Source organism: Salinivibrio sp. SS3 (genome assembly GCF_001722105.1).
GTDB lineage: Bacteria > Pseudomonadota > Gammaproteobacteria > Enterobacterales > Vibrionaceae > Salinivibrio > Salinivibrio kushneri.
Genome location: NZ_MEBQ01000009.1, coordinates 169,959 through 188,339, shown reverse-complemented (window position 1 = coordinate 188,339; position 18,381 = coordinate 169,959). Strand labels below are relative to the sequence as shown.

The window sequence follows — 18,381 nt, the reverse complement described above, 5'->3', positions numbered from 1 at the left end:
TCCAGGTTGCTTCAGATTGCTGACGAACCCCGCCTTTTTAGGCGGGGTTCTTTTTGATAAGCGGCCGTAGGCCGCGATCGCGATATTTTTTTGTTAGAGAGTGGTCGCTACCGACCAACGCCCAAATTGGCGGATAGAAGCCAGTATTTGCCTTATATCCGCCATGTTAAAGCCACATTTTCTTAGATAGCTCACCACTAACGCTATCTTCTTGATGTTTTGAGCAGCCGCCGCCAGCCAGCATTGCATTTGCACATTTGCAAGCCCTCGGAAGCGTGCGTAGCGGTGTCCATGATGCTGCTTGGCGTCGGCGAAGCTTCGCTCCACAGTCTCACTTCGTCGCTTGTATATCTTTTTGCCATAACGAGACAGTCGCATTTCATTGGCACGCTCTACTGCATCAGTGTAAAGATGACGCGTGATGACCTTTTGCATGGTCTTACTTTGCGTACAGTCGTTTCTAACCGGACAGAACGCACACTGCTTTGGGTCTGAGTGATAAGTACGATAGCCGGCTCTTGTGGTTGTTTTATAGATAAGCGTTTGCCCTTTGGGGCAGCGATATGTGTCGGTTTTCTTATCGTAAGTGAAGTGTTTTTTCTTGAACGTGTTCTTCGTTCGAGAAGGGCGACGATAGCCGAACACGCCAAGAATACTGCGACGCTCTAAGGATTCGGCAACCGGTGCCGTGAAGTAGCCAGCATCGATGCCCACGGCGATAGGATTGAGGTTAAATTGCGCGAGTGTGTGGTCAAGGCGACGGATATACGGTTGTGAGTCGTTGACATTCCCTGGGGTTGTATACGTATCAACGATGATACCGTGCTTGCCATCAACGGTCCTATGGTCAAGATAGAAGAAGCCTTGGGGCTTATTATCTCTGGTCATAAAACCACTTTCAGGGTCAGTCGTACTCACTTTTGTGTTTTTGACGTCCGTCTTTAATGGCGCGTCCTTGAACGGCTTTTTTCCTTCTGCTTTGCGGTCACTGACGATGTCTTCATCCAACATCTCTAGGTAAGCGCCGGCGCTTACCGGGCGCAGTTTATTCACATGCTTATTTTTGTTCGCACTGGCTTTAAGGTGCGTACTGTCGGTATACAACTCTTGCCCTGCGACTAAGCCCTTCTCCATGGCTTGAACCACAACATGGTTGAATATGCGTTCGAAGACATCCGTGCCATTAAAGCGACGAATACGATTTTGGCTCAGCGTAGACGCATGGATGACCTTCTCTGTCAGCGACATACGCAAGAACCAACGATAAGCAACGTTGACTTCAATTTCTTTAACAAGCTGACGCTCGCTTTTGATGCCGAAGAGATAGCCAAGCAGGATAATTTTAAACAAGCGAACGGGGTCAATCGGTGGTCGGCCATTGTCTTTGCAATAAAGGTGGGCGACTTCATCTCGAATAAACTCGAAGTCGATGGCACGGTCGATTTTACGAACAAGATGGTCTTTGGGAACAAGTTGTTCCATCGTCACCATTTCAAGTTCATATTGGTGTGGAGAAGGTTCTTGAAGCATACCGGAGCATCCCTATTGCGACACTCCTATTAGATCAAAGGTCTAGCTCGAAAGCTAGACCTTTGTCAGCAGTCTGAAGCAACCTCCAGGTTGCTTTTTATCACTCTCGTTCGCTTACTCTTGCCAATACGGGGTGAGACGTAATCCTGTTTGACGGCTTTGCGTCATGGCATGAAACAGTGACTCTTCTTTGCGGGCCAACCATTTCTCTGCCTGTTTTTTGTCCTCTTCATCGTCAATCTCGACCACGCGCTCACGTACCGGTTCGAGCAAGCGTAGCGCCTCAATGCCTTGCAACATATCGAGCCAAGGCAGGCGGAAGGCTTTACGCCGACTTTTGTCATACAAAGAGGCCAAGCAGGTGCCTAGTAACAAATTGCGTTGCAAGCGAGGGTATTGATCAAAGTAATCATGCCGCGTCAGTGTCTTCGTTTCATCAAATGCGTCAAGCAATTCATGCCAAGATTCAGGGAGCGCTTTATCGGCCAAACGTTGAATCGGTTGGGCAAGCTTATCCGCCGCTTTATCATCTAAAAACGGTTGCCAACCTTTCGAAAGGATCCAACGACTTAAATCGAGCAGTAAATTACAATACCGCGATGTATGTAGCAGCGAGACAATGTCCTCACGCTCAGGCAATCGTGCTTGTTCAGCCTTCAAACTTTTCACCAAGGTTTTTCGCGCATTTAATTTACGCAGATATTGGCCTTTTTCTTCACACAGCCGGGCATTGGTCCGCGCGTCATCGAGCCACGCCAGCTCACCTTCAAACCATTGCAGCTCTTGACGAAGTAGACTGCTTGCTCGGCGCGGCACCACACCGCCGAATAAGACAAACGCTTGTCGGATCAACAAGACGGCATAGCGAATTTCTTGCAACGCCTCGAGTGATTCGCGTTCAATATAAATCTGCTCATGATAGTGCCAGTGGCTCAGTGCGTGTTCGAGGATCCGAATCAGGGCTTTTTCTTGGCTATCATCCGCGCCGAGTTTAACGATGGATAAGGCTTTCACCGGATCGCCCTGATAGCCTGTCGCTAAACGATAGCCACGCGCCGCCTTGCTCAAATTACCGAGGCGCAGGCCGCCTTCATCCGCCAGACTGCGTGCCAGCGAGAACAAGGCATCGGTTTGCCCGGAAATCAGCTCCAGCTCCACCTCAGAAATCACGTCCTTATCGCCGGCTTCGGTAGAGACCTCGCCTTGATCGCTCGCCAATTCGATTTGGCTACCGTCATCCGTTGCTAACAGCCATTGCTGACGCACAAAATCGGTGGAAAACAACGGCTGGAGAGCTTGGCTGAGTGCATCAACATCCAGATCATCGGGCCATGCATCGACTGGGATCAAAGAAAGATCAGGTTCAGGTCCGTTAAGCTCGGCATTGTACTCTGGGCGCTGATGCAGCCCCGCCACCACCCGACCTGCCGTTTTGAGGGTTTGAATGTACACACCATCAAAACGACGCACCCGCAAACCGATATCGTGTTTACGTAGGGTAAAATCTGGCGTATCGAAGTAGATGTTTCCCAGCTCACGCTGGCTTTGCTGTAGCTGTTTTATACTGACAATTTTATCGCGAATGCGATGAGAAAAGTCAGAAGAGACAAAAAATTTGAGCTCTATCTCAGTGTCCATACGGGTACCTATAGCCAATTGCCTGACAAGGATATGAACAATTGATCCTGTCGGCAAGCGCTATCACTACCAGGCTTGATCATGCGCACTGAGGCAGAGATCACAAAAGCTATTTCTTTAGCCTATGTTCTGCGCTACCATCGCCGCTCCGATATACCATCGTTGAACGTTTGGCCTCTCTTTTTTGCCCACTGGGCTCGAGGCAACCAGGTAGATTACGGCTATGCCAGTCAATACAATTGTCGGGCTCTTTGCGAAGAGCCCCATTAAACCACTGCAGCGTCACGTCAATCGTGTAAACGATTGTTGTGAACTACTGGTCCCCTTCTTTCATGCTTGCGAGCAACAAGATTGGGACAAAGCAAACCAACTCCGCCATCAAATCTCTGAGATAGAGAAAGATGCTGATACCCTGAAACGCAATATTCGGCTTAAGTTACCTCGAGGCCTCTTTATGCCCGTTGATCGTACGGACATGCTCGAGCTCCTCACCCAGCAAGACAAGCTGGCAAATTTAGCCAAGGATATTGCCGGCCGTGTGATAGGCCGTCAGCTGCGTATGCCCCCCTCCATGAATGATGCTTTTATCGCCTATGTGCAGCGATGCTTAGATGCTGCCGCGCAAGCACGCCGCGTGATCAACGAGCTTGAAGAGCTGCTTGAAACGGGCTTTAAAGGGCGCGAAGTCACCTTAGTCGCCGAAATGATTCATCAGTTGGATGTGATTGAAGACGATACCGATTCTATGCAAATCCAACTTCGCCAAGCATTAATGGCCGTTGAGCAGGAGTACAACCCTGTTGACGTCATGTTCTTGTACAAAATCCTCGAGTGGGTCGGTGAAATTGCTGACCAGGCGCAACGTGTGGGTGCGCGCTTAGAGGTCATGCTTTCCCGTTCCTAACCGAGTGATGTAACAACAAGGTATTACAATGGAAATCCTGATGAATCACGGGACCATACTGATCATGGTCGCCGCGGCTTTTGGTTTTTTAATGGCAATTGGTATTGGTGCCAATGACGTCGCGAACGCGATGGGCACCTCCGTGGGCTCAAAAGCACTCACCGTGAAGCAAGCCATTATTGTGGCGATGATATTTGAATTCGCCGGCGCGTATTTAGCCGGTGGCGAGGTCACAAATACCATTCGCAAAGGCGTGATTGACACCAGCTTGTATGCTGACCAACCACTAGAATTGGTCTTTGGTATGATGTCGGCCTTACTCGCCGCGGGCACTTGGTTACTTCTGGCCTCATTTATGGGTTGGCCCGTCTCCACTACCCATTCCATCATTGGTGCCATTATTGGCTTCGCCTGCCTATCGGTTGGCGCAGATGCCGTCGATTGGCACACGGTGCAAGGTATCGTTGGCAGTTGGATTATCACCCCTTTTATCTCTGGCTTGTTCGCTTACTTTATATTCTTAAGTGCACAACGACTGATTTTTGATACCGACCGTCCTGTCCTGAATGCCAAACGTTTCGTCCCGCTTTATATGTTCCTCACCGCGTTTATTATCGCGATGGTCACCATTAAAAAAGGGCTCAAACATGTTGGTTTACACTTGAGCACGCTAGAGTCGGTGAGTGCCTCAATTGTCTTGTCTGCACTGGTGATGTTTTTTGGTGTTTATTACATTTCTAGAAAGTATCGCGGCGATGAAAATCAGGGATTTCAGGGCGTTGAGCGGATATTTAGCCTCCTGATGGTCGTCACTGCCTGTGCCATGGCCTTTGCTCATGGCTCAAACGATGTGGCCAATGCGATTGGTCCACTATCGGCCATTGTGGCCACGGTGCAAAACCTTGGTGCCGTAGCGGAAAAAGCACAAATCGCCTGGTGGATTTTACCGATGGGTGGCGCGGGAATTGTACTCGGCCTTGCCACCATGGGACATAGAGTCATGGCGACCGTGGGCTCGGGCATTACTGAGCTTACCCCAAGTCGTGGTTTTGCCGCGCAACTGGCGACCGCAAGTACGGTTGTGCTCGCCTCAGGCACTGGCCTCCCTATTTCGACCACCCAAACCTTAGTCGGCGGCGTATTAGGCGTGGGCTTTGCTCGCGGTATTGCCGCACTCAATTTGGGCGTGGTACGTAATATTGTTGCCTCGTGGCTGATCACTCTACCCGCGGGAGCCTTGTTGGCTGTGATCTTTTACCAAGTGATGACCTCGCTGTTTGCGTAACAAGCGCCGATGATGTCAAATCACAGTCAAAAAAAGGGGGGCATGGCTCCCCTTTCTTTTACGCCTATGGCACTATGCCCAGCAAAGCCGATGTGTCCCACACTGAAATTATGCAAAGGACCCCAGACGTGAAACACCTGTATTCTGCTCTCGTATTGCTGTTCGTTCTCGTTGCCGCGCCTCGAGCGATGGCAGAAAACTATATTTCTGATGATTTGTTTACTTATATGCACGCTGGCCCGGGCACACAATATCGCATTATCGGCAGTGTTGATGCGGGTGATAAAGTCACTGTGCTAAAACGTAATCGCGATGAGGGCTATACCCAACTGGTTGATAGCCGTGGCCGCAAAGGCTGGGTAAAAAGTGACTACGTCACCACGCAGCCGGGCTTAAAAGAACGAGTGCCTGCCTTAGAAGCTGAACTGAAAGAGGTTAAATCCGCCTTGGCCAGTGCAAAAGATGATGCCAAAGCACAGCAAAAAGGCTTGGCTGAGTCGCTTAAACAGCGTAACGCGCAGATCGAGAAGCTCGAAGCACACAGCAGCGAACTCAATAAAAAATTGATTGATGCGCAAAGCGAAATCCGTGCCTTACGCGCCAAAATAGACACCCAAAAAGATGATCTTCTGATGCGTTGGTTCACCTACGGCGGCATGGTGGCTGGCGGAGGCTTACTGTTTGGCCTGATTCTCCCACACCTTATCCCACGCAAAAAACGTCGCCGCGACGGCTGGGCATAATCGTTTATGAAAGGCTGCATTGGCAGCCTTTTTTATTGCGATCCTTATAGCGTCCTTTTAAGCACACGGTAGGCGTGCTGCTAGGCTGTATGTATACTTCAATCATTCACGGAAAAACGTGATTGTCTCTTCTCTGTGTCATTAAGGAGTCTGGTGTGAAACATTATCTTGTCGGCGGTGCTGTACGTGATGCGCTATTAGGCTTGCCGGTCACAGATAAAGATTGGGTGGTCGTCGGTGCCACCGTCAAACAAATGCAAGCAGCCGGCTACCAGCAAGTCGGCCAAGACTTCCCCGTGTTTTTACACCCCAGCACACACGAAGAGTTTGCCCTCGCCCGTACCGAGCGTAAGTCTGGCCAAGGCTACACGGGGTTTATTTGCGACTTCTCGCCAGATATTTCTCTGGAAGCAGACCTTCAGCGCCGCGATCTCACCATCAACGCCATCGCCCAAGACCAAGATGGCAGCTTGATTGACCCATATGGCGGTCAGCAAGATTTACACAACCGGATTTTGCGCCATGTCTCGCCCGCCTTTAGCGAAGATCCCTTGCGGGTACTCAGAGTGGCACGATTTGCCGCCCGTTTTGCCCCGCTCGGCTTTACCCTTGCCGACGATACCTTAGCGCTGATGAAAACGATGGTCGCCAAGGGCGAGCTCGCCCACCTTACCCCTGAGCGGGTTTGGCGAGAGTGGGAGAAAGCGCTCGGCATTGATTGTCCCGATGTGTTTCTTGCTGTGCTGCGCGATTGCGGTGCCCTAGCGGTGGTGCTTCCAGAAATCGACGCCTTGTACGGCGTGCCGAACCCAGCCAACTGGCACCCTGAAATCGACACCGGCATCCACACGGAAATGGTCAGCCGTTATGCCGCCTCATTGACCGACGACAAAGCCATCCGCTTTGCCGCACAAGTCCATGATCTCGGTAAGGCCCTCACCCCAGCCTCTATTTTGCCCGGCCATCGCGGCCACGGCGATCGCGGGCTGCCCGTGATTAAAGATCTGTGCAAGCGACTACGTATCCCCAACAGCTATCGAGATTTGGCTTTGGTAGTCAGTGCCCACCACTCCAAAATTCACAAGTGCGATCAACTCAGCCCTGAGCATTGGGTGGCGCTGTTTAATCAAATCGACGCGTGGCGCAAACCCGAGCGGATCGAGCAATTGGCCTTGGCGTGTTTGGCCGATGTGCGTGGCCGCAAGGGACGTGAAAACTATCACTATCCACAAGCCGATGCCTTACGCGAGCGCTTTGCCTGCGCGCAACAGGTTGAGGTTAAACCCATTGTCGACGCCGGCTTTAAAGGCGCGGCGATTCGTGATGAGCTGCATCGCCAACGTATTCAAGCGGTGGCTGCGTGTCCGGCGGCCCCCGTCAATCCCGACGCAGTCAGCGCGTCGCGTTAACGAAATTCACGCGCGGCGACCGACAAGGTAGTGAGCGTCGGGGTCAGGTCAATCAACTTACCGGCAATCACATGCACCACCTCGCCCTGGCGCTCGACAATGCCTTGCACTTTCAACACCTTGGCTTGCATAAAAGCACGGGATTGCGCCCGTGCCGTCCCCGCCCAGACCACCACATTGATATTGCCCGTATCGTCTTCCAAGGTGACAAAGGTTACACCGCTGGCCGTACCGGGGGATTGCTTGCCCGTCACCACACCTGCCACCGCGACCCAACTTTGCGGCGCACACTGTGATAACTCAACACCACGAGTAAAACGGCCCAGCGTGCCGGCTTGCGCCATCAAACGAATAGGATGATCGGTGATCGACAGTCCCATGGCCGCATAATCTTCAATCACGTTCTGCCATTGGGAAGGCGAGTGAGACAGCTCGACGGCATCGTCACTGGTGGCCAGTAGCGGCAGTTGCCGCTGCTGATCCATCAGTGCCCAGCGCGCCTGATAGCGATTGCCAGCCAGCGCCGCCAATGCGCCACTGCTGGCTAGGGCTTGATAGGCATCGCGGTCAAGATTTATCCCTTGCAGTGCCGACAAAGACGCAAACCCCGACTCTGGGCGATGCGCCAGCAACCGGTCTATCGCTGCCACGCTCAATCCTTTGACTAATCGCAACCCCAGCCGCACGCCCCACTGTTCGCCGACCTTTTCTAAACAATGATCCGCTTCCGAGTGTTGCACACAAACCGGTAACACAGGCACTTGATGGCGCGTGGCGTCTTGCATTAGCTGTGATGGTGAGTAAAACCCCATCGGCTGGCTATTAAGCAAGGCGGTATAAAACGCGGCGGGATAATAATGCTTTAGCCACGCTGATACATAGGCCAAAACCGCAAACGACGCCGAGTGGCTCTCTGGAAAGCCATAATCACCAAATCCACAGATTTGCCGGTAAAGCTGCTCGGCAAAGTCAGCGTGATAGCCACGCGCAGTCATCCCGGCAATCAATTTGTCGCGAAACGGCCCCAGTCCGCCCTTTTTCTTCCAGGCCGCCATCGCGCGACGCAGCTGATCCGCTTCACCACCGGAAAAACCGGCCGCCACCATTGCCAGCTTGATCACCTGCTCTTGAAAAATGGGCACCCCAAGCGTACGCGCCAGCACTTGCTCAACCGCTTTGGACGGGTAGCTCACCGCTTCTTCCCCGTCGCGGCGCTTTAGATACGGATGTACCATGTCACCTTGAATCGGACCGGGGCGGACAATAGCAATTTGGATTACCAAATCATAATAACAAGCCGGTTTGAGCCGCGGCAGCATACTCATTTGTGCCCGTGACTCAATTTGAAATACCCCCACGGTATCGGCGTGCTGAATACGGGCAAATACCGCCGGATCGTCGCCTTGTTGGGTGATCGCCGCCAAACTCAAGCGAGGACCGCCGGTTTGGGCAATCAAATCAAAGGTGCGGCGAATCGCGGTGAGCATCCCCAGCGCCAGTACGTCGACTTTCATCAGATGCAGCGTTTCCAGATCGTCTTTATCCCACTGGATCACCGTGCGCTCTGCCATCGCCGCATTTTCCACCGGCACCAACTCATACAAAGGTCCATCTGCAATCACAAAGCCGCCGACATGCTGAGAAAGGTGGCGCGGAAAGCCGATCAATGTCTGGGTCAGCGACAGCCATTGTTGGCTTTTCGCGCTTTTAGGATCGAGGCCCAACTGCTGAGGTTGCTGCCCCCAAGGCTGGGTTTTATCGCGCCGGTTGAGGTTTTGAATAAAAAAATCAATCTGGCTGGCGGGGATCGCCAACGCTTTGCCCACATCGCGCAATGCGCTTTTAAGCCGATAACGGATCACGGTTGCCGCTAAGGCGGTCCGCTCACGGCCATATTTTTGGTACAAATACTGGATCACTTCTTCTCGGCGCTGGTGCTCAAAGTCGACATCAATATCCGGCGGCTCGTCGCGCTCTTTGCTAATAAAGCGCTCAAACAGCACATCGACTTTGCACGGATCCACCGCAGTGATCCCTAAGCAATAACACACCACCGAGTTCGCCGCCGAGCCGCGCCCTTGGTATAAGATCCCACGCGATTGGGCAAAGCGCACCAGATCGTAAATGGTCAAAAAGTAATACGGGTAATCCATTGCCTCGATAAGCGCGAGCTCTTTTTCAATGGTGGCTCCCACGTCATGGGGCACGCCCTTTGGGAAGCGTTGCTGTGCCCCTTGCTTGACCGACTCACGCAGATAGGCCATCGCAGGCTCACCGGTTGGCACCACTTCTTTGGGATAGCTGTATTTGAGGCTTGCTAAGGAAAACTGACACTGAGCGGCAATCTTGGCACTTTCCGCCAGCCAATCAGGGGGAAATAAAGTGTGTAATTTGGGTAACGGGCGCAAGGCGCGCTCCGCATTGGGCAATAACGTCCTTCCTAATTCAGCGACAGGCTGGCGATGCCGAATCGCCGTTAAGGTATGATGTAACGCCAGTCGCTCAGGATGATGCATCAACACATCACCACACGCGGTCACACGAAGCTCATACTGGCTTGCTAGCATGCGACAGTGTGCCAGATACGGATGGTCGTTATCCGCTAGATCGCGCCGCACGGCCAGATACAAGCGCTCGGCATGATAACGTAACAGCCATTTTGCCCAGTGATGATCGCTCTCTGCGCCACTGGGGAGCCATAGCACCAAGCCATGACGCACCGACATCAGATCCCATTCGCTCAGCTGGTAATCGCCTTTGTGACTGCGCCGCCGCGCATTGGTGATAATCCGACACAGCTCTTGATAAGCCGCTTGGGTGGGACACAGTAGAACAATATCTAACGCGTGCAGGCGAAAGCGACTGCCAATGATCAGCGAAAGCTGCGGATAATCACGCTGAGCTTGATACGCTCGCACCACCCCTGCGACCGAGCATTCATCGGTGATCGCAAGCGCTTGATAGCCCAATGTTGCCGCTTGTGCCACCAGCTCTTCTGGGTGTGAGGCGCCCTCAAGAAAGGAAAAATTGCTGCAACATACCAGCTCGGCATACGTACTCATCGATTCACCCCTAACTAAACCAACCGTGTAAAAACCAAGTTTGCTCTGGCGTGCGGAACACCCACAGCCATTGTTGCTGGGCATTTTGGGCAATAAAGTAATCGCGCTGGATAGGCGCACCTTCCCACCAACCCGTGACAATCCGCTCTGGCCCCTCGCGTAAGGTGACCTTACCCACCAGTGGTGTGGGTTGCGGCAGTAGTAAGCTTGGGCGTGGACGCGTGGGGGCCGAGGCCGTCGACGTGGCGCGATGGTGATGGGGGACATGTTGGCTGGCCGCCTCGGGACGGTGATGATTCACATACGCTAACCGCATAACCGCCTCCTCCCCTAATCGAGCCGCCAAAGTCGCGACCAACTCATCGCGATTTTGCTCACCTTGCTGGGCGCTAAACAGATCGGTTTGTCCGGGCTGATGACAATCGATTTGCGAAGCCGCCACACTGACCGCAGTCACCGGCTGGCTCACTTGCCATGACGCCAGCCGTAAACGCACTAACGCCATCCAGCGCTCGACGTCTTTCTCGCCATGCGCGGCCATTATCGGCAGGGTTTCTTCACATCCATCACGCAAGCTAAAGCCCAACGTCAGCGCAGGCGTGCAGGCACTACGCTGCTCAAGAAAGCGGCACAGCGCCGAGACGAGATTCTCGATAATGGGCAATAAATGGGCTTGCTCACTAAGCTCAAACAATAAAACCCGTTGCTGAAAAAATTGCAGCGGTGGCTGAAAATAATTCAGCAGCGTCGGCTTATCGCCACGCACTTCGGCAAGATAATCCACCACCGAGCGGGGAAAACGTCGCGTGAGCGAAGCGGTGGGCAAGGCGATAAGCTCACCTAATTTAGAGAGGCCCAGACGCGTAAACTGGGTTTTCACCGTCTCCGGTAAAGGGGCAGCAGCCAACGGCAATTGCTGCAACGCTGCCTGCAAATGTTCGGGGTCGGTGCTGATCTTACCCGCGTGGCCATACGCCATCAGCTCGGCGGCACGCGGCGTTTGGCCCACCCCAGCCTGATAACGGATACCACTTTCAACCAGCGTGTGAGTCACCGCCTGCCATAGCGGGGTAAACCCTTGATATAGTGCCAACATCGGTGAAACGTGTAGCCATAAACCTTTAGGGGGATTAAGGCTGATTTCCGCGACCAGCGGATAAAGCTGTGCGGCAAGCTGCTCAAGCGCAGACTGCTCTTTCACCGCGCAATAAGGATAGACCGCGAGCTGATGACACATAAGCGCTGCGGCTCCTAATCCCATACCGATATTCAGGCCGTGCGTGTTCGCCGCCACAGAGAGCTGCACTAAACGGCCTTCTTGCTCGCTAACCAGCCCCACCGCTTGCGCCGATGACGGCGCATAAAGACTATCTAACAGCAAGCTTGGGCAATGCAGATACAGCCACAATGACATCACGCTTGCTCCCGCTGTTGCCGTGAGGGAAAGGCAAGCAAATTCTCAGCATTGCTCGGCCAGGTCACCAACGCGGGCCATTGCTCGCGCCAATCGAGGGTAAACGGGGCCGGCGGCCATTGGCCGCGACAATAACGTACCGTGACCGTCACGCCACATGCAGAAGGCGCCAGCGCCACGCTTAAATCGACTGGCAAGGTCAATGAATACGTCTGCTGGCGGCGCAACAGTACCACCGCACATTGGCCATGTTCGGCCGCCAGTTTTAGACGCTTCACTTGCCCCACTGTGAGCGAAGATGGCCATAACACTACCGCCTGACACGCGCCACTGCGCGCCGCTTGCTCGGCCGCCCACAGCGCATCCTGATCGCTTTTGGGAGACACCAACAAGGTGTTGTCGGTTGAATAGCCTTGCTGATGCAACATTGCCGCATTAATGCCGACCGGAGGACGGATCCAGGCGATCTCTTTACCGGTGGCGCGATACAGCGCAGGCAATACTAACCGCAGCTCACCAACGCCAAAATCACTGATGATATCCGTTACCCCTGGCGTAGGGATCCCACCCAGACGCTGATCAAACGCGGCATAACCGGTCGCTTGCTTATCGGGTAAGTCAGCCATTAGCGGACGCTGACTAGCACGCCATAGGCCGTGTTGTTGGGCTAATTGGTCAAGTGTTTTCATCATCAAAATACCTGTATATATGTACAGTATATTTAATGATAAAAACGCTGCAAGAAAAGAAAACGAAAAAAGCAGAAAAGAGGAGGCTGGTGTATCAAAGAGAAAAAGACATGCGTGACACCGCAGCAGCTTTGGGACCGGTGGCGCGCAATCATTAGCCATTGCGGCTAGGGAATAAGTAGGCGCTTTCCCCAGCGTAAAGTATTACCCACTTTACCCGACAGTAAACGGTATTATATTTCGACGATGGGGGTCTTAACGGATTGCGAAGAAGCGAGCATCACTTGGTTGCGGCCACGGTCTTTCGCGCGATACATGAGAAGATCAGCGGCATGGATCAACGCATCTAGCTCTAGCTGCTTTATCTCCTCCACCACATCACTGGAAACAATGGCACCAATGCTCACAGTGACACGAATATCGGCGCCGCCAAATTCAAACACCGTCTCCGCAATATCGCAGCGAATGTGGTTAGCCATTTCAATTAAGGCATCTAAATCTTGGGTAGGACATAAGATACAAAACTCTTCCCCGCCTAAACGCGCCGCTGCCCCTTTTTTAACAAACCGCTTCAGGTAACTTGCCAGGTGTACCAGCACTTTATCGCCTTGCATATGCCCGTAGGTATCGTTGACCTGCTTGAAATGGTCAAGATCAATCAAAATCAAACCCATTTCCTGTTGACGGCTCAGCTTGGGTTTTAAGCGGGTAAAGTAGGTTTCGAGTCCACGGCGATTTAATAACTGCGTCAAAGGATCGGTGTTAGCAAACTCTCGCAAACGGGCATTGGCTCGGCGTAATGCGACCGTGCGTTTATACACCATGCGTTTCAGAATAAAGATATAGGTCACCGCGCCTAACAGCATCACCAATACAATGCTAGGAATAAGCCAAGCTGGATAAGCCTCGACGCGCTCGGTATTGATCCACTTTTGCTTGATGCGTAACAGCTCTTCCGCCGGTATGTTACTCATTCCCTCGCGAACTTGCGCGAGCAAGGCTTGGTTGCCTTTGGGCACCGCCGCATAAATCGGGCGTGTGTAAAGGATTTGCTCTGCGACAAACGTCAATGGCTTATCAAAGGTGAGCATATAAAAATTAGCGACTTGGCTATCCGCCACTAGCGCATCAATCTCACCACTGAAAGCGGCGTCAAATAACCGCTCATTATTGGCGTAAGTCTGTTGTTCAACGTCCGGATAATGCTCGGTGAGATAGCTTGACTCATAACTGCCTGCAACAACACCGACTGCCTTACCGCCGACAAGCGTATCTGTTTTGGTGCCGCGCGCTTCATTGCGGATGTATAACGAACCATCAATATTAAAAATAGGCGCAACAAAATCGAGGTAGTCCTCGCGTTCGGTGGACTTCAATAACCCCGCATGAACACGGTTACCGCCTTCTTTCATATAAGCGAGCGTGTCGGCCCAATCGAGTAACACAAATTGTACGGGCTCATGATTATATTGGCCGTAGGCTTGCCAGAAGTCGACCAACAAGCCTTTTGGTTGGCCATCATCAGACAAGTAGCTGTAAGGCTTCCAGACCGAAGAATGAGTGGCGACTAAAATGTCTTTTTCTTCTGACAGATAGGCGTCGTCAGCCCATGCAAACGTACTCACATACGTGCAGGCCAGGAGCAGCATCCCTGTCAAAAGTCGAAAAGTGCGCGCAAACATTATTAGACAGTCCATTCAAAGAGTCTTGATGGTAGATAAATTCTAAGGGAACGCAAAAGACTTAATAAAAAAGCATGATCCAGTTCAAATTGGAAGCTAGATCACATCATAAAGCGTGCAAATGGCCACTAATGGCTGATAAAAGCAGCAAAACGGAATACGTCGTATGGTAAAGATAGCAACATCAACAGATAGCGTAATCATGATAAAAATATCTTGATTCGCTGGTGCGCTGTCACCAGGTTGTAATGATTTAAATCATCAGCTGTGGTAAATTTACACGCCCCAAAGGGAGGGAAGACTCATGAGACAGGTGCACTATTGAGTGCTTTATTGTCAATGAAGCCTTTATTGCCCGTGATCAACACAGATCACGGCAGACAATCTATACTCACGTTCGATAAACAGTGACGTCACCACAGCCACCCTAGCTGCGGTAACGTCATTGAAAAATGCAAAAAATTCGCTTTCACAGCCACTTAAGTCGTAAAAGTGCGTGGTAAAATTACACTTTTGGTGTGTTGTGAGAAAGCATCAGGCTTATGTTTCAATTTTTGACCGGAGAAATGTGTCGATGAAAAAGACCAAAATCGTATGTACGATTGGCCCAAAAACCGAATCTGAAGAGATGCTTACTCAGCTTGTTGAAGCTGGCATGAACGTCATGCGCCTTAACTTCTCACACGGCGATTACCAAGAGCATGGTACGCGTATCGCCAACTTGCGTAATGTGATGAAGCAAACTGGCAAACAAGCCGCTATCTTGCTGGATACCAAAGGTCCTGAGATCCGTACGGTAAAACTGGAAGGTGGCGATGATGTGCTACTAAAAGCCGGTCAAACCTTTACCTTCACCACAGATACCTCTGTTGTGGGCAATAAGGAGCGCGTTGCCGTGACCTATGCCGGTCTGCCGCAAGATTTAAAAGCGGGTGATACAGTACTGGTTGATGATGGCCTGCTTGAGATGGAAGTACTAGAAACGACTGAAAAAGAAGTGGTTTGTAAAGTACTCAACAACGGTGAGCTGGGTGAAAACAAAGGCGTTAACCTGCCAGGCGTTTCTGTCAGCCTGCCAGCGCTGGCTGAAAAAGATAAATCGGACCTGAAGTTTGGTTGCGAGCAAGGCGTTGACTTTGTTGCGGCCTCATTTATTCGTAAGAAAGAAGACGTAGAAGAAATCCGCGAGCTATTGGCGCAAAACGGCGGTAGCGACATCAAGATCATCTCTAAAATTGAGAACCAAGAAGGTGTCGACAACTTTGACGCTATCTTGGAAGCGTCTGACGGCATCATGGTTGCTCGTGGTGACCTAGGGGTAGAGATCCCCGTTGAAGAAGTGATCTTCGCCCAGAAGATGATGATCGAAAAGTGTAACCGTGCACGCAAGATGGTTATCACAGCAACACAAATGCTGGATTCAATGATCAAAAACCCACGCCCAACCCGCGCAGAAGCTGGTGACGTGGCCAATGCCATCATGGACGGCACAGATGCAGTAATGCTGTCAGGTGAGTCGGCAAAAGGGAAATACCCATTAGAAGCGGTGAGCATCATGGCACAAATCTGTGAGCGCACAGACCGTCAAATGTCTCCAGCCCTCGGCTCTCGCCTTGATAGCGATCGTCTGCGTATCACCGAAGCGGTCTGTAAAGGCGCGGTTGATACCTCTCAAAAACTCAGTGCCCCGTTAATTGTGGTGGCGACTGAAGCGGGTAAGTCAGCGCGCTCAGTGCGTAAATACTTCCCAACGGCCAATATTGTCGCGGTCACCACGAACCCGAAAACAGCCGCTCATCTGTGTCTGACTAAAGGGGTGACACCAGTGATGATCGAAAGCATCGATAGCACCGATGAGTTCTACCGTCGTGGTAAAACCATCGCGCTAGAGTCAGGCTTAGCGAACAAAGGCGATATCGTCGTCATGGTGTCAGGTGCGCTCGTGCCATCTGGTACGACTAACACGGCCTCTGTGCACGTGCTGTAATTTAAGCACCGATAAGCAACACCTGCGCCTCGACACTGTCGGGGCGTTTTTTTATCCCCCGTTTAGTGGCATGATAAAAAAGGGACAGCAGGAAGCGCAATGAAACCAACCAAAGCACAAGAAGCCATGGCACATATTTGGGGAGCTATATTAACCCGCCAGCTCACAGTGACACCGAATGCGCATGGCCATTATTCACTCACCGTCGCCACCTTGTGCGAGCAGCTTGATTTAACCACAGCAACGGCGCGTGATGGCTTGCATTTACTCGCCATGGCCGGACGCATCAGCTACCAACCCCATCTTGGATATCAGTTAATGCCCTTAAGTCAGCCAGACTGGCAACCTCTCGCGGCTGGCATACAGGCGATGGTTGGCGCTTTCATGGATAGGCTGCCGCCTCGGTTGGATGAGCCGACCTCATTGACCCTACTGGGCTTACTGCACAGCCTACAGCATCTGCCAGCCAAGGATTATCGTGACCTCGCTGCCTTGGCGCATTGGCATCAGCAGCTTCATTACACGCTCTTTGCCGGCATCAATCCGTATCTTGCAGACGCGATACAGCCGCTTGTCGCCCAGCATTTACGCTACCTCACGCATCCCGATATCGGCTTTGAATTCGCATCCAGTTGGCAGCGCTTAATGCCAGTATTGCGCGGGCTAGTCTCTGCGCGACCGCAGGCTCATAGTCACGCTTATCAACACTACTGGCTGGAGCTTAATACTGCGATCGGAGAAAGGCTCAGCACCTTTACCAGTGGACAATTTCTTTGAAGTGGGTTTTTATCAAGACCGCTAACGGTACCAAATAGATGGCACTAAACTTGACGGCCATCACTGCCAACGTCAAGGTGGTGAGACGTACTAAGCACTTATTGATTGTTTGTAGTAAAGGGTGACTCATCATCATTTCAGTCTAAAGCGGGATGTCTGTTCAAAAATCAGGCATTAGTTTACAAATTAATCAATAAATCGCAAGCGCCAATCACGCCTGTTATCATCACACTCCAACAGGCGGCGACTAAGCTGCTGATTTAGTGTGACGACAGAGAACAAGATGACAAAAGCATTGACGATTTTGGATATCGCCCGCTTAGCCGGGGTGGGAAAATCGACCGTATCTCGTGTGTTAAACGATGATCCACGGGTCAAAGACAGTACGCGCGAGAAAATACAAGCCGTGATTGACCAACACGGCTTTATGCCCTCCAAATCTGCACGTGCGATGCGCGCACAACGCAGTGGCGTCGTGGGTGTGATTGTGGCAAAGCTCAGCTCTAATTCTGAAAACACCGCGTTGACGGGCCTGCTCAACACCTTATATGCCAAAGGCTATGACGCCGCCATTATGGAAAGTCAGTTCTCACAACAAAAAGCCCAAGCACATCTGGATGTGCTGAAACGCCGCAATGTTGATGGGATTATCTTTTTTGGTTTTTCTGGCTGTGATCTCAACGCGCTCGCGCCTTTCGCTCCCAACTGTGTCGTTCTGGCCGTTGATAGTGATCAATACATTAGCGTCAGCTATGACAACCAAGGCGCAGTCACACAAGTGATGGACCATTTTTATCATCAAGGATGTCGTCATATTGCCTTCTTGGGAATTGATGAGCGCGATGAAACCACCGGCCTTGCCCGCTCCGATGCCTATCAGCGTTTTTGCCAACGCCACCAACTCTCACCACAATTACATCGCTGTGAAATGCGCTTACACGCCGCCTATGACGCCACCGATGCCCTCATGAACTCACATACTGATGCGATTGTTTGTGCGTCAGACACCCTGGCGCTAGGGGTTGCCAAACGGCTACAAACCCTAAATCGTGAAGATATCGCCATTGGTGGCATCGGTAACCATGACATGCTTCGTTTCATGTTCCCGCGCGCCGTGAGTGTGGAGCTAGGTTACCATCAAGCAGGGCAACATGCGGCTGACTTGCTGCTCAAGCAGCTGGATGACGACGCTCCCGTGATTAGCCACTGGACACAACCTTGCCACCTAGTCACTCCCTAAGCGGCGGCTCACACCAATAAT

At 51.9% G+C, this 18,381-nt stretch carries 14 protein-coding genes; 8 read left to right on the top strand and 6 right to left on the bottom strand.

The features are described 5' to 3' along the window. Positions 1 to 93: 93 nt before the first annotated feature. Positions 94 to 1,530: an IS1182 family transposase gene (locus BGL48_RS05520; RefSeq protein WP_069361716.1), complete on the bottom strand. Its 1,437-nt coding sequence runs from the start codon at positions 1,528 to 1,530 to the stop codon at positions 94 to 96. A gap of 114 nt (positions 1,531 to 1,644) precedes the next feature. Next, complete coding sequence (locus BGL48_RS05515) at positions 1,645 to 3,168, bottom strand: inorganic triphosphatase (protein ID WP_069361715.1); 1,524 nt, start codon at positions 3,166 to 3,168, stop codon at positions 1,645 to 1,647. A gap of 223 nt (positions 3,169 to 3,391) precedes the next feature. Here BGL48_RS05515 and BGL48_RS05510 point away from each other — a divergent pair, with 223 nt between their 5' ends. The 4 genes from BGL48_RS05510 to BGL48_RS05495 all read left to right on the top strand — a co-directional run bounded on the left by BGL48_RS05510 (position 3,392) and on the right by BGL48_RS05495 (position 7,509). After that, positions 3,392 to 4,072: a TIGR00153 family protein gene (locus BGL48_RS05510; protein WP_069361714.1), complete on the top strand. Its 681-nt coding sequence runs from the start codon at positions 3,392 to 3,394 to the stop codon at positions 4,070 to 4,072. Positions 4,073 to 4,100: 28 nt separating this feature from the next. Continuing rightward, entirely contained in the window at positions 4,101 to 5,357 is a 1,257-nt protein-coding gene (locus tag BGL48_RS05505) for an inorganic phosphate transporter (RefSeq protein ID WP_069361713.1), read from the top strand. A 128-nt stretch (positions 5,358 to 5,485) separates the two neighbouring features. Continuing rightward, on the top strand, positions 5,486 to 6,100 hold the full coding sequence (locus tag BGL48_RS05500; protein ID WP_069361712.1) for a TIGR04211 family SH3 domain-containing protein: 615 nt from the start codon (positions 5,486 to 5,488) through the stop codon (positions 6,098 to 6,100). A gap of 155 nt (positions 6,101 to 6,255) precedes the next feature. Beyond that, a complete protein-coding gene (locus BGL48_RS05495) occupies positions 6,256 to 7,509 on the top strand; it encodes a multifunctional CCA addition/repair protein (protein ID WP_069361711.1) in 1,254 nt (417 codons plus the stop codon). Here the strand turns inward: BGL48_RS05495 and BGL48_RS05490 are convergent. The 3 genes from BGL48_RS05490 to imuA are packed head-to-tail and all read right to left on the bottom strand — an operon-like array spanning position 7,506 to position 12,677. After that, positions 7,506 to 10,571: an error-prone DNA polymerase gene (locus BGL48_RS05490; protein ID WP_069361710.1), complete on the bottom strand. Its 3,066-nt coding sequence runs from the start codon at positions 10,569 to 10,571 to the stop codon at positions 7,506 to 7,508. The two genes, BGL48_RS05495 and BGL48_RS05490, sit on opposite strands and share 4 nt — an antisense overlap. A 10-nt stretch (positions 10,572 to 10,581) precedes the next feature. Then, on the bottom strand, positions 10,582 to 11,985 hold the full coding sequence (locus tag BGL48_RS05485; protein ID WP_069361709.1) for a Y-family DNA polymerase: 1,404 nt from the start codon (positions 11,983 to 11,985) through the stop codon (positions 10,582 to 10,584). After that, positions 11,985 to 12,677 (bottom strand): translesion DNA synthesis-associated protein ImuA, encoded by a 693-nt coding sequence (imuA, locus tag BGL48_RS05480; protein WP_069361708.1) that lies wholly within the window; start codon positions 12,675 to 12,677, stop codon positions 11,985 to 11,987. The genes BGL48_RS05485 and imuA overlap by 1 nt, the downstream gene beginning before the upstream one ends. 32 nt (positions 12,678 to 12,709) lie before the next feature. Here imuA and BGL48_RS16475 point away from each other — a divergent pair, with 32 nt between their 5' ends. Continuing rightward, a complete protein-coding gene (locus BGL48_RS16475) occupies positions 12,710 to 12,832 on the top strand; it encodes a hypothetical protein (RefSeq protein ID WP_255377329.1) in 123 nt (40 codons plus the stop codon). A 75-nt stretch (positions 12,833 to 12,907) separates the two neighbouring features. Here the strand turns inward: BGL48_RS16475 and BGL48_RS05475 are convergent, their stop codons facing one another. Continuing rightward, the gene (locus BGL48_RS05475) at positions 12,908 to 14,299 is read right to left on the bottom strand and encodes a transporter substrate-binding domain-containing diguanylate cyclase (protein ID WP_176719639.1); all 1,392 of its coding nucleotides are present in this window, start codon (positions 14,297 to 14,299) and stop codon (positions 12,908 to 12,910) included. A gap of 631 nt (positions 14,300 to 14,930) precedes the next feature. Between BGL48_RS05475 and pykF the strand changes: the two genes are divergently transcribed. The 3 genes from pykF (at position 14,931) to treR (ending at position 18,360) form a co-directional block, all read left to right on the top strand. Then, entirely contained in the window at positions 14,931 to 16,343 is a 1,413-nt protein-coding gene (gene pykF / locus BGL48_RS05470) for a pyruvate kinase PykF (RefSeq protein ID WP_069361707.1), read from the top strand. Between the two features lie 99 nt (positions 16,344 to 16,442). Next, positions 16,443 to 17,120 carry a hypothetical protein gene (locus tag BGL48_RS05465; RefSeq protein WP_069361706.1) on the top strand — a complete coding sequence of 226 codons (678 nt, stop codon included), beginning with the start codon at positions 16,443 to 16,445 and terminating at the stop codon, positions 17,118 to 17,120. A gap of 283 nt (positions 17,121 to 17,403) precedes the next feature. Then, positions 17,404 to 18,360 carry a trehalose operon repressor TreR gene (gene treR / locus BGL48_RS05460; RefSeq protein ID WP_069361705.1) on the top strand — a complete coding sequence of 319 codons (957 nt, stop codon included), beginning with the start codon at positions 17,404 to 17,406 and terminating at the stop codon, positions 18,358 to 18,360. Positions 18,361 to 18,381: the final 21 nt, after the last annotated feature.